Annotated in this window: 8 protein-coding genes; 5 read left to right on the top strand and 3 right to left on the bottom strand. The window is 71.6% G+C overall.

Annotation, left to right across the window (positions count from 1 at the left end; all coding sequences use genetic code 11):
• Positions 1 to 69 precede the first annotated feature (69 nt).
• The 4 genes from GT755_RS08860 to GT755_RS08845 all read left to right on the top strand — a co-directional run bounded on the left by GT755_RS08860 (position 70) and on the right by GT755_RS08845 (position 3,556).
• Complete coding sequence (locus GT755_RS08860) at positions 70 to 1,182, top strand: magnesium and cobalt transport protein CorA (protein WP_328794255.1); 1,113 nt, start codon at positions 70 to 72, stop codon at positions 1,180 to 1,182.
• A gap of 66 nt (positions 1,183 to 1,248) precedes the next feature.
• Positions 1,249 to 1,737, top strand: coding sequence for a PadR family transcriptional regulator (locus GT755_RS08855; protein ID WP_161479198.1), 489 nt, complete (start codon positions 1,249 to 1,251; stop codon positions 1,735 to 1,737).
• On the top strand, positions 1,734 to 2,702 hold the full coding sequence (locus GT755_RS08850) for an ATP-binding cassette domain-containing protein (RefSeq protein WP_161479197.1): 969 nt from the start codon (positions 1,734 to 1,736) through the stop codon (positions 2,700 to 2,702). The genes GT755_RS08855 and GT755_RS08850 overlap by 4 nt, the downstream gene beginning before the upstream one ends.
• Positions 2,699 to 3,556, top strand: a complete 858-nt coding sequence (locus GT755_RS08845) for an ABC transporter permease (RefSeq protein WP_161479196.1) — start codon at positions 2,699 to 2,701, stop codon at positions 3,554 to 3,556. The genes GT755_RS08850 and GT755_RS08845 overlap by 4 nt, the downstream gene beginning before the upstream one ends.
• Positions 3,557 to 3,616: 60 nt before the next feature.
• Here GT755_RS08845 and GT755_RS08840 read toward each other — a convergent pair whose 3' ends face one another.
• Positions 3,617 to 4,666: a hypothetical protein gene (locus GT755_RS08840; RefSeq protein ID WP_161479195.1), complete on the bottom strand. Its 1,050-nt coding sequence runs from the start codon at positions 4,664 to 4,666 to the stop codon at positions 3,617 to 3,619.
• Between the two features lie 188 nt (positions 4,667 to 4,854).
• On the opposite strand from GT755_RS08840, the gene GT755_RS08835 reads away from it, so the two are divergent.
• The gene (locus GT755_RS08835) at positions 4,855 to 7,065 is read left to right on the top strand and encodes a thiamine pyrophosphate-dependent enzyme (RefSeq protein WP_161479194.1); all 2,211 of its coding nucleotides are present in this window, start codon (positions 4,855 to 4,857) and stop codon (positions 7,063 to 7,065) included.
• Between the two features lies 1 nt (position 7,066).
• Here GT755_RS08835 and GT755_RS08830 read toward each other — a convergent pair whose 3' ends face one another.
• Both GT755_RS08830 and GT755_RS08825 read right to left on the bottom strand, forming a co-directional pair.
• Positions 7,067 to 10,870: an AAA family ATPase gene (locus tag GT755_RS08830; RefSeq protein ID WP_161479193.1), complete on the bottom strand. Its 3,804-nt coding sequence runs from the start codon at positions 10,868 to 10,870 to the stop codon at positions 7,067 to 7,069.
• Entirely contained in the window at positions 10,870 to 11,961 is a 1,092-nt protein-coding gene (locus GT755_RS08825) for an exonuclease SbcCD subunit D (RefSeq protein ID WP_161479192.1), read from the bottom strand. Before GT755_RS08825 ends, GT755_RS08830 begins: the two co-directional genes overlap by 1 nt.
• Positions 11,962 to 12,046 lie beyond the last annotated feature (85 nt).

Below are 12,046 nucleotides of genomic sequence, written 5' to 3'. Positions count from 1 at the left end.
TTGGGGCAAAGCCTAGGGGCTTCCGCGCCCCAGAGGATTGATCCGGGTATGGAGGGATAACGTCACCCTGTGGCAAAGCTGCGCATGCGGACCTGGATGAGGCGAGACGCCTCCCCCGAGGCGTCCATGGACCCCCGTAAGCCTGAAGACGTCCTGGTCAGACAGAGCGTCATCGACAACGCGATCTACCTGAACGGGCACCGGATCGACTCACCCCTGTCCCTCGCGGGCGCGTTCGCCTCACTGCGCGCCAACCCGGGGTCGATGGCGTGGATAGGCCTCTATCGCCCCGAGGACACCGAACTACTCAAGGTCGCCGAGGAGTTCGGGCTGCACGACCTCGCCATCGAGGACGCCATCGTGGCCCACCAGCGGCCCAAGGCCGACCGCTACGGCGACACCCTGTTCATGGTGCTGCGGGCCGCCAACTACCTCGACGCCGAGGAGGAGGTCGCGTTCGGGGAGCTGCACATCTTCCTCGGCCCCGACTTCGTGATCACCGTCCGCCACAGCGAGGCCCCCGACCTGTCGCTGGTCCGCAAGCGCATGGAGAACGACCCCGACCTGCTCCGCCAGGGCCCGCAGGCGGTGCTGTACGCCATCCTCGACGCCGTCGTCGACGCCTACGCCCCCGTGGTCGCCGGCCTGCAGAACGACATCGACGAGATCGAGGTGCAGGTCTTCGGCGGCGACCCGGCGGCCCCCCGGCGCATCTACGAGTTGTCGCGCGAGGTCATCGAGTTCCAGCGGGCCACCCTGCCGCTCACCCAGATGCTCGACGGCTTCATCGAGCACGCCCCCAAGTTCGGCGTCGACGAGGAGCTGCAGAGCTACCTGCGCGACGTGGCCGACCACGCGATCACCGTCACCGAGCGGGTGGCCGGGTTCCGGCAGATGCTCCAGGACATCCTGATCGTCAACTCCACCCTGGTCAGCCAGGCCCAGAACGAGGAGATGACCAAGCTCACCAGCGCCAGCATCGCCCAGGGTGACGAGGTCAAGAAGATCTCGGCGTGGGCGGCCATCCTGTTCGCGCCCACCCTGGTCGGCACGATCTACGGGATGAATTTCGACCACATGCCCGAGCTGCACTGGGCCCTCGGCTACCCGTTCGCGGTGCTGCTCATGGGGTGTGTCTGCCTGACGCTCTACGTGGTGTTCAAACGCCGGGACTGGTTGTGAATCCGTCGACACGTCCGACTATCTAGATATATCTTTGAACATATCTAGATAGTCGGAGGTTGAGTCATGCCCGCTCCCCCCATACCGTCGCTCCTGCAGATCAGGCGCGGCAACGTCCGGGCGGCGCTGCTCGCGCTGCTCGCCGAGGAGCCCCGCAACGGCCACCAGATGATCGAGGAGATCGCCCGCCGCAGCGGCGGCCTCTGGCGGCCCTCCCCCGGCTCGGTCTACCCGTCGCTCCAGCAACTGGAGGACGAGGGCCTGGTCGCGGCCGAGGAGTCGGCGGGCGCCCGCGTCTACCGGCTGACCGAGAACGGCCGCGAGGTCGCCGGCAGCCGTACCGGACCCGAACCCTGGACCGAGGTGGCCCAGGGGATGACCGAGGACCGCCACGAGATGCGGCTGCTCTGGGGGCAGCTCGCCGAGGCGTTCATCCACCTCACCCAGGTCGCCACCGACGAGCAGGTGGCCCAGGCCAAGAAGCTGCTGAAGACCACCCGCCGCGAGATGTTCCGCATCCTGGCCGGCGACGACGACGAGGAAGGGGATCGATGAACGCCGTCGAGGTCACCGGACTGCGCAAGTCCTACGGCAAGGTCGACGCGGTCAAGGGCGTCGACTTCGCGGTCGCGCACGGCGAGGTCTTCGGCTTCCTCGGGCCCAACGGCGCCGGCAAGTCGACCACGATCAGCATGCTCTGCACCCTGGTCAATCCCACCGGCGGATCGGCCCGGGTGGCCGGTCACGACGTGGTGAAGGAGCGCGACGAGGTCCGCCGCAACATCGGCCTGGTCTTCCAGGACCCCACGCTCGACTCCTATCTCACCGCCGAGCAGAACCTCCGCTTCCACGCCGAGCTCTACGGCGTGCCGAAGTCGGTCGTCGACGAGCGGCTCCGGCAGGTCATGGAGATGGTGGCCCTGTGGGACCGCCGCGACGGCAAGGTCCAAACCTTCTCCGGCGGCATGAAGCGCCGCCTGGAGATCGCCCGCGGGCTGCTCCACTCCCCCCGCGTGTTGTTCCTCGACGAGCCCACGGTCGGGCTCGACCCGCAGACCCGCTCGGCGATCTGGGGCTACATCAACGAGCTGCGCCGGACCGAGGACATCACGATCTTCATGACCACCCACTACATGGACGAGGCCGAGTACTGCGACCGCATCGCGATCATCGACCACGGTGAGATCGTCGTCATCGACTCGCCCGAGGCGCTGAAGGCGGGCGTCGGCAAGGACCGGGTGCAGATCCACACCTCCGACGACCAGGCCGCCATCGCGGCCCTGAAAGAGCGCTTCGACGTCGACGCCGGCGTCCACGACGGCGCGGTGACCTTCGCGGTGGCCTCAGGAGAGGAGTTCGTGCCGAGACTGTTCGCCGAACTCGGGCTGCCGATCACCGGGGTCAGCGTGCACCGTCCGACGCTCGACGACGTGTTCATGAACTACACCGGCTCGACCATCCGCGACGCCGAGGAGTCCGGCGGGATGAACCAGATGATGAGAGCGAGGCTGCGCCGATGACGACGACCGAGATCGCCGCGGTACGGCTGCCCACCGGCGGCCTGGCCCACGACGTGCGCGCGGTGAAGGTCGTGCTGCACCGGGAGATGCTGCGGTTCGTCAACGACCACACGCGGCTGGTGTCCTCGCTGGCCCAGCCGATCCTCTTCCTCTTCATCCTCGGTACGGGCCTGGGCTCCATCGTCAGGAACGCCATCCCGGGCCTGGACTACCGCACCTTCATCTACCCCGGCGTGCTCGCCATGACGGTGATCACGACGGCCATGTTCTCGGCCGCGTCGATCGTGTGGGACCGCGAGTTCGGCTTCCTGCGCGAGATGCTGGTCGCGCCGGTCAGCCGGGGGGCGATCGTGCTCGGCAAGTGCCTGGGCGGGGCGATCGTGGCCACCGCGCAGGGTGTCATCATCCTGGCCATGGCCGGGCTGGTCGGGGTGCCCTACGACCCCGTCCTGATCGTCACGCTGCTGGCCGAGATGCTGCTGGCGGCGTTCACGATCACCGCGTTCGGCACGCTGCTGGCGGCCGGGATGAAGAACATGCAGACGTTCTTCGGCATCATGCAGATGGCGATCATGCCGATGATCTTCCTGTCCGGCGCGATGTACCCGCTGGCCAACCTGCCGGCCTGGCTGCACGTCCTGACGGTGGTCAACCCGCTGACCTACGCCGTCGACCCGATGCGCGAGGCCGTCTTCGGCCACCTGACCGTGGCGCCGCAGGTCATGGCCCTGCTGAACCCGGGCATCAGCTGGTTCGGCTGGCGGCTGCCGGTCTGGTTCGAGCTGGTCATCGTGGCGGTGATGGGGTTCGTGCTGCTCCAGCTCGCGATCGCGCGGTTCCGGCGTACCGAATAGGAACCCGATGGAAAATGCCCGGGACGCGTGGGGTGTCCCGGGCATTCTCACCTACGGGTACTACTTGACGGGCACCCAGTCGGACTTGCTGGTGCTGGGCTTGGTGTCCTTGTCGCCCGCGAAGACGACCCTCCAGTCACCCGACTTCTTGGCCGTGGCCGTGGTCGAGAACTCGCCCGAGCCGTCGGTCCACGCGGTCTTGACGTAGGTCCACTTGCCGAACTTCGCCTTGAACCAGACGCTGACCTTGCCCTCGTAGCCGTCCCAGCGACCGTGGTCCCAGGTCTGCAGCTCACCGACGAGGGAGAGCTTCTTGCCCTTCTTCACCGGTTCGGGGGAGGCGTTGAAGTCGACGACGCGGCTGGCGGCGTCGGGCTTCGGCGGCCTCGGGCGGAAGACGGTGACCTGGTCGCTGTCGCTGCTCGAACCGTGAGTGAAGCCCCTGACGCCGTCGTACTCGGCCTTCCACCAGCCCGACTTCAGGGCCTTGACGTGGACCGCGAAGTCACCGCGCCAGTTGGTGCGATCCCAGGCGACGGTCTTCCAGCGGAAGGAGCCCCTCTCCTTGAAGAGGATCTTGACCCGCTGGTTCTTCAGGCCGTCGGGGCCCTTGGCGCCGAAGATGACCAGCCGGCCCGACACGGTCAGCGTGGAACCGAACTTCGCCGGCTCGGGGCCGGCGCCGAACCTGACGATGTCGGTCGACCAGACCTGGAACACCCTGAAGTCCTTGGAGGCTTCGGTGGTGCCGGTCTCGTTGCTCGCCTTGACGGAGAGCTTCCACTCGCCGGCGGGCTCGCCGCGACCGAACGAGAAGGTCCCCGTGTACTTGCCGTCCGGGGTACCCGTCGGAGCGGTCAGGGTCAGCGACTTGGCGTCGCCGTGCCGGGGCGCGATCGTCGCCTCGACCTTGTCCGCTTCCTTGCCCACGACGAAGGAGAACGTCGCGGTGACCTTGTCACGGCTGGTCACGACCACGGGACTGGGGTTGATCGTGAGGTCGGACACGGTCGGCTTCTCCGCCGTGGAGGCGTTCGCCGCGCCGCCGGTGGCTAATCCCACCGAGGCCACGGCCGCCGCGAGAATCACGGCGCTGAGGCGTTTCAACATGCGGGTTTTTTCCTTCCCCGTGTGTGTCGAACGCGACATGAGGGTGCCGCGCATTTGCCTTTCTAGTAGACGGCTTTTGCGGCGGAATGGTTTGATCGCCTGACATGTTGTGATGAAAACTTGTCAAATCGGGCCGGACTGCGCAAGGGGCGGGACGGCACGCACGAGGTGACGACATAATCGGGCATGTGGCGCGGGACACTGTTGAGACGCATTTCGCCGAGGTCGTCGGGGCGCTTCGCCCCCCGACTGAGAAGGGAGACCCGGAGCGTGCGATCCGTCCCGGTTCACCACTGACCGGCAGGCAGGCCAGGAAGGTGTACGAGGCCCAGCTCGCCAGCCGCCTCTGCGATGTGGCCGCGCGCTGGATGCGCGAGAACGACCTGGGCTACTACACGATCGGCTCGGCCGGCCACGAGGGCAACGCGGCCGTCGCCCTGGCGCTGCGGGCCACCGACCCGGCGCTGCTGCACTACCGGTCGGGGGCCTTCTACCTGGCCCGGTCCTCCCAGGCGGGCCGGGTGGCCAACGAGGGCCTGCGCGACATCCTGCTCGGCGTGGCCGCCTCGGCCGAGGAGCCCATCGCGGGCGGGCGGCACAAGGTCTTCGGCCACCCGTCGCTGGCGGTGATCCCGCAGACCTCCACGATCGCCAGCCACCTGCCGCGCGCGGTCGGCGTGGCGTTCGCCATCGAACGCGGCCGGCAACTCGGCGCGCCAGGCCCATGGGCCCCGGACGCCATCGCGGTCTGCAGCTTCGGCGACGCGTCGGTCAACCACGCGAGCGCCCTGTCGGGCTTCAACACCGCCGCCTACGGCGCCTACCGGGGGTTGTCGCTGCCGATCCTGTTCGTCTGCGAGGACAACGGCATCGGCATCAGCGTCCGGACCCCTCCCGGCTGGGTCGAGGCCTCCCGCCAGCCCCTGATCGAGTACTTCGCCGCCGACGGCTCCGACATCGCCGAGACCTATGAAGTGGCGCTGCGCGCCGCCGCCCACGCCCGGGAGAACCGGGCGCCCGCCTATCTCCACCTGAAGACGGTCCGCCTGATGGGCCACGCGGGCTCCGACGTCGAGATCGGCTACCGCACCCGCCGCGAGATCGCCGCCGACCTGGCCCACGACCCGCTGGTGGCGACCGCGAGACTCCTGGTCGAGGCCGGCCTGGAGACCCCCGACGGCCTGCTCTCCCAGTACGAGGCCGAGCGCGACCACGTGCTCAAGCTCGCCATGGAGGCCGCCCGCCGCCCGAAGCTGACCAGCGCCCGCGACATCATGGCGCCCATCTCCCCCCGCGACCCGCAGCGCGTCGCGACGGAGTCGGCCCGGCCGCCGAAAGGACGGGAGAGCGTCTTCCGCACCCTCCCCGAGGACGAGGGACGCCTCACCCTGGCCCAGGCGATCAACCGGACCCTCGCCGACCAGATGCTCGACGACCCCGGCCTGATCGTCTTCGGCGAGGACGTCGCCCGCAAGGGCGGCGTCTACGGCGTCACCCGCGGGCTGGTCCGCCAGTTCGGCACCGAGCGCGTCTTCGACACCCTCCTCGACGAGCAGGCGATCCTCGGCCTGGCCCTCGGCTCCGGCGTCTCGGGCCTGACCCCGGTCCCGGAGATCCAGTACCTGGCCTACCTCCACAACGCGCTCGACCAGATCCGCGGCGAGGCGTCGTCGCTGAGCTTCTTCTCCCAGGGCGCCTACCGGAACCCGCTGGTCGTCCGCGTCCCCGGCCTCTCCTACCAGAAGGGCTTCGGCGGCCACTTCCACAACGACAACTCCGTCGCCGCCCTCCGCGACATCCCCGGCCTGGTGGTCGCCGCCCCGGCCCGCCCCGACGACGCCGCCGCGATGTTGCGCACCTGCCTGGCCACCGCCCGCGCCCAGGGCACGGTCTGCGTGTTCCTCGAACCGATCGCGCTCTACCACACCCGCGACCTGTTCGACGACGGCGACAACGGCTGGACCGCCCCCTACGCCCCGCCGTCGCGGTGGGCCGAGACCCACGTCCCGGTGGGCCGCGCCCGCTCCTATGGCGACGGCCGCGACCTGACGATCGTGACCTTCGGCAACGGCCTGCGGATGAGCCTGCGGGCCGCGGTCCGGCTGACCCAGGAGGAGATGAGCTGCCGCGTCCTCGACCTGCGCTGGCTCTCCCCGCTGCCGATCGACGACCTGATGCGCTCGGCCGAGCTGACGGGCAACGTGCTGATCGCCGACGAGACCCGCCGGACCGGCGGCGTGTCGGAGGCCGTCGTGACGGCGCTCGTCGACAACGGCTTCACCGGACGCATCGCGCGGGTGACGTCACAGGACAGCTTCGTGCCCCTGGGAGCGGCCGCCGACCAGGTGTTGCTAAGCGAGCAGGAGATCGAGCACGCCGCGCACAAACTGCTCTCCTGATTCAGCGCAGGGTCGAGCCCGCCCTGCCCTTGTGGACGCGGAGCTGGGCCGGGATCCGGACCCGCAGTTCGGCGACGTGGCTGACCACGCCGACCGCGCGCCCGCCCTCGCGCAGGGAGTCGAGGATGTCGAGGACGTCGTCGAGGGTCTCCTCGTCGAGGGTGCCGAAGCCCTCGTCGACGAAGAGGGTGCCGATCTCGGCGCCGCCCGCCTCGGCCGCGACCACGTCGGCCAGGCCCAGCGCGAGCGCCAGTGACGTGATGAAGCTCTCGCCGCCCGAGAGGGTGGCCGGGTCGCGGTCGACGCCGGTCCACGCGTCGAGCACGCGCAGGCCCAGCCCGCCGCCCGAGCGGCCGCGGTGCCCGGCCGTCTTCTTCACGTCGTACTGCAGCAGGTAGCGGCCGTCGGACATGTGGGTGAGGCGTTCGTTGGCGGCGTCGGCGACCTGGCGGAGGCGCTCGCCCAGGACGTAGGACGACAGGGGCATGTCCCACTGGTTGTCGGAGGAGGTGCCGTTGGCGAGTTCGGCCATCCGGCGGGCCAGCCGGTGACGGCGCTCGGCGGGGGCGCGGCGGGCCTGCGCCTCGGCGAGTTCGGCCGCCAGCGCGGTGAGCTGGGCGAGCCGGGCGACGGCGCTGTCACGCGCGGAGACCTGGACCGACCGGGCCGCGTCGGCCTCGTCGTGGGCCTGCTGGAGGGCGGGCAGGTCGGGCGGCGGCTGGGCGGCGGCGGCCTTCAGTTCGGGGTCGGCGAGGGTGCGGACCACGGCGGCCAGTTCGTCGCCCAGTTCGCGCAGGCGGCGGCCCATCTCGTCGATCTCGGCCGGGGTGCGGCGGGCGGCGGCCAGGTCGTCGAGGCCGGTGAACCCCGCCTCGACGGCGGCGGCCAGCGCGGCGTCCGCGGCGGCGGCGAGTTCCCTTCTGGCCTCCTGGAGGGCTTCGGACACCTCGGCGGCGTGGCGGTGGGCCTCGGTCTCGGCGCGGAGGCGTTCGACCCGGTCGTGGATGGAGGCGTCGTCGCCGCGCAGGCGGTCGAGGCGGGCCCTGAGCTCGGACTCCTCGTAGGCGAACCGGCCCCGGGCGGCCCGGGTCTCCATGAGCATTTTGGTGTCGGCGCCCTCCCTGACCTTCAGGTCACCGACCTCCCGGGTCAGGTGCTCGACGGCCTGGCGGGCGGCGAGACGGCCGTCGAGAACGCCGGTGAGCTCCTCGACGGCCTGCCGTGCCCTGGCGAGCAGGGCGTGCGCGGCCGGCACATCAGGCCAGACCGCCGGGTCAGGCGGCAGCCGCTTCGCATCCACGCTCAGGCCCGCGCCGCCACCGTCAGAACCGGCCGTACCCGCCCCACCCAGATCGGGGAACTCCAGGCCGGTGCCTCTGGTCATCGCCGCCACCTGGTGGCGCGCATCCGCGAGAAGGCCCGTCAGAGCGGTCGTCCTCGCCTCTGCCACCAAGGCCGCGCCGATCGCCGCCGCTTCGGCCGTCAGGCGGGTGCGGCGGGAGGAGACCGTCTCGCCCGGGTCGAGCGCGGCGGACAGGCGGACCTCGATGCGTTCCTCCTCCGCGCGGGAGGTCTGCTGCCTCGTCTGGAGTTCCCGTAGGGCGAGGGCGGTCTCGGCCTCCGCTTCGCGGACGTCGCCGAGGGCCGTCTCCAGGCGGGTGACCTCGTCGCGGTGGGCGGGTTCGCGGGCGGCGGCGGCCTCCAGGGCCGCGAGGTCGGTTCGGGCCTCCTCGCGGGCCTGTTCGGCTTCGGCCTGGGACAGGCCGTCGGCGGTGTCGGCGGCGCGTTCGTGCCGGCCGTCGAGGGCGGCGACCGTCGACTCGGCCGCCTCCCTGGCCGACTGCGCGGCGTCGGCCTCGGCCTGGGCGGCCTCCTCGTCGTCGGCGGTGGCCATCTCGGACAGGGGCTCGGCCGGGGCGGGGTGGTCGGGCGAGCCGCAGACGGCGCACGGGTCGCCCTCGGCCAGGCGGGCGGCCAGTTCGGCGGCCATGCCGTCGATTCTGGCCTGGCGGATCTCGTGGAGGCGGTCAACGGCGGCCTGCGCGGCGTCGACGGCGATCCGGCGGGCGTCTTCGGCCCCGGCCAGTTCGGCGGCGAGCTCGTCGCGGCGGATCACCGCTTCGAGCCGCTCCTCGGCGGCGACCAGGCGGGATCGGGCCGCGGGCAGGGCGGCGGCCTGTTCGCGGCAGGTGGCCAGGCGGGCGGCGGCCTCGGCCAGGAGGCCGGGCAGGGTGGTCAGGCGGTCGGCGAGTTCGGCCTCGACGCCCGCCAGGCGGGCGGCTTCGGTTTCGGCGGCCTCGCGGTCGGCTCTGAGCGCGGTCAGGCGCGACTCCTCGCCGTCGAGGGCGTCGAGGCGGGCGAGTTCGTCGCGGCGGTCGCGTTCGAGGGCGGTGAGCTCCGGCTCGGCCAGGCCCGGATGGCCGGCCGCCGCGCGGGCCGCCACGGCGTCGGACAGGTCGGCGGTGATCGTGTCGCGGCGGCGGACGGCTTCGAGCAGGTCGGCCGCCCGGTCGCGGGCGGCCTCGGCGCCGGGCAGGGCGGCTTCGGCGACCGCGGCGGCGGCGCGGCGCTCCTCGGCCTCGGAGAGTTCGGCGGTGGCGGCCTCCAAGCGGTCGGCCGTCTCGCGCAGGCCCTTCTCCAGGGTCGCGATCTCGTCGTTGAGGTGTTCCTGTTCGCGGATCACGCCGTGGAGGCGGGCCTCGTCGGCGAGGGCCTCCTCCAGGCGGACCAGTTCGTCGCGGCGGCTGCGTTCGGCCCGGCGGTGGTCGGTCTCGGCGAGGCCCGACGTGGCCGTCTCGAATGCCGCCGACGCGGCCGACGCCGTCTGTTCGCGGGACCTGAGCTGGTCGAGCAGGGGGACCACGCGGGCCGCCGACGCGGCCTCGGCCAGGATCGTCTCCAGGTCGGCGCGTTCGTCGGCGCGCGCCTCCAGCTCGTCGTGGCGGATGCGGGCCGCCGTGTGGCGGCGCTGCCGGTCGGCCAGGTCGCGGCCTTCGGCCAGCCGATCGCGGGCCTGCCGGAGCGCCTCGTCGGAGACCGCCGCCTCGGCCGAGGCGGCGGCGGCCGAGGCGGCGGCGAGCAGGGCCGACGACCATTCGAGGGGGTCGTCGGGGTCGCCGGCGTGCGCCAGCAGCCCTGCCCCGGCGGCGCCGCGCATGCGGTCGGCGCGGGCGCGGACCTCCTCGGCGAGCTGGTCGGCGATGCGGCCGGTCTCCCGGCGGTGGTCGGCGAGCCACTTCTCCATGTCGGTGAACACCCGCACGCTGAACAGGCGCTCCAGCAGCCTGCGCCGGTCGTCGCCGGAGCTGCGCAGGAACTTGGCGAACTCGCCCTGCGGCAACATCACCACCTGGCCGAACTGGTCGGCGTTCATGCCGAGCAGCCCGCCGACGAAGTCGCCCGCCTCGTCGATCCGGGTCGTCACCGGAGCCCAGTCGCCGTCGCGGAGCTCCTGGACGATCACCTTGGCCTGCTCCTGGGTGGTGCCCTGCCCCCGCAGCTTCGGGCGGGCCCACGCGGGCGAGCGGGTGATGCGCAGGGTCCGGCCCCGGATCGTGGTCTCCAGCACGACCTGGGGCCCCTTGCCGGGGGGCGCGTGGTCGCAGCGCAGCGACCGGGCGTCGTTGCGCTGGCCGGGGACGACGCCGAACAACGCGCAGCAGACGGCGTCGAGGATGGTGGTTTTGCCCGCCCCGGTCGGGCCGTGGATCAGGAACAGCCCGGCCGCGCCGAGCCGGTCGAAGTCGACCTCCTCCGTGCCGGGGAAGGACCCGAAGGCCGAGATCGTCAGCCGGTGGAGGCGCATCAGGCGGTGCTCTCCTTGATGCGGCAGGCCATCGCGGCCTCTTCGAGGATCCGGCGCTCGTCGGGGTCGGCCGCCTCGCCGCGGACCTCGCGGACGAAGTCGAGCGCGACGTCGATCTCGGGCCGCCCGGCCAGGCGGGGGCGCGCGGGCGCCGCCTCGGGCACGTCGTCGGGGGCGAACTGGAGGTCGACGGTGTGGGGGAACCGGGACCGCAGCCGCTCCATCGCGGCCTTGGGGCGGACCGGATCGGTCAGCGTCGCCTGGATCCAGTCGCCGGACGGCGGCAGCGCGAGCAGGTCGTCGATGCGCCCCCGCAGCCGGGCCAGCCGGCGGGGCACCGGCGCGGGCACGAACTCGATCGGGCCGCCCAGTTCGACCAGCCACGACCCCTTCACGTGGTCGGTCTCGGAGAAGGAGTAGGCGATCGGGGAGCCGGAGTAGCGGACCGTCTCGCTCATGGTCTGGCGGCCGTGGAGGTGGCCGAGGGCGACGTAGCCGGCCCCGTCGAAGACCCGCAGCGGCACGTGGGCCACCCCGCCGACGGTGATGTCGCGCTCGCTGTCGCTGGCCGCGCCGCCGGTGACGAAGGCGTGGGCCAGCACCACCTTCGCCGGGGCGGCGTCGTCACGGCGGACGCGGTCCATGACATGGGTCATGGCGGCCGTGTGGGTGCGCTCGGGGAGGTTCCACGGGGTGCGGACCAGCTCGGGCTCCAGGTAGGGAATCCCGTAGAAGGCGACGTCGTTCACGACGATTGGGGACCAGGCCCGGTGGGGGTCGGTGCGCAGGTGGATGCGGTCCATCAGGCCGGCGCCGAAGCCGAGCCGGACGGGCGAGTCGTGGTTGCCGCTGATGATCACGGTGTGGACGCCGAGACCGCGTAAGCGGCGCAGCGTCTCGTCGAACAGGGCCACCGCGTCGACCGGCGGGAGCGCCCGGTCGTAGACGTCACCGGCCACCAGCACGACGTCGACCCGCTCCGCGGCGACCGTCTCGACCAGGTGGTCGGCGAACGCGGCCTGGGCCGGGAGCAGGCTCTCGCGGTGGAAGGACCGGCCCAGGTGCCAGTCGGACGTGTGCAGCAGCCGCATGGCGCACGAAGCTAACAGGTCTCACCGACAAATTGCGCCTCCCCTGAGACAACGGCATCACGTAATGACTTAACCTGGCGACCAG

Origin of the sequence: Herbidospora solisilvae, assembly GCF_009901565.1 — a bacterium.
Taxonomy (GTDB): domain Bacteria; phylum Actinomycetota; class Actinomycetes; order Streptosporangiales; family Streptosporangiaceae; genus Herbidospora; species Herbidospora solisilvae.
This window is presented reverse-complemented; position numbering and strand designations above follow the sequence as displayed.

Excerpts from the sequence above, each read along its gene's own strand:
- GT755_RS08855 (WP_161479198.1), top strand. The coding sequence starts at position 1,249 with ATGCCCGCTCCCCCCATACCGTCGCTCCTGCAGATCAGGCGCGGCAAC.
- GT755_RS08850 (WP_161479197.1), top strand. The coding sequence starts at position 1,734 with ATGAACGCCGTCGAGGTCACCGGACTGCGCAAGTCCTACGGCAAGGTC.
- GT755_RS08845 (WP_161479196.1), top strand. The coding sequence starts at position 2,699 with ATGACGACGACCGAGATCGCCGCGGTACGGCTGCCCACCGGCGGCCTG.
- GT755_RS08840 (WP_161479195.1), bottom strand. The coding sequence starts at position 4,666 with ATGTTGAAACGCCTCAGCGCCGTGATTCTCGCGGCGGCCGTGGCCTCG.
- GT755_RS08830 (WP_161479193.1), bottom strand. The coding sequence starts at position 10,870 with ATGCGCCTCCACCGGCTGACGATCTCGGCCTTCGGGTCCTTCCCCGGC.
- GT755_RS08825 (WP_161479192.1), bottom strand. The coding sequence starts at position 11,961 with ATGCGGCTGCTGCACACGTCCGACTGGCACCTGGGCCGGTCCTTCCAC.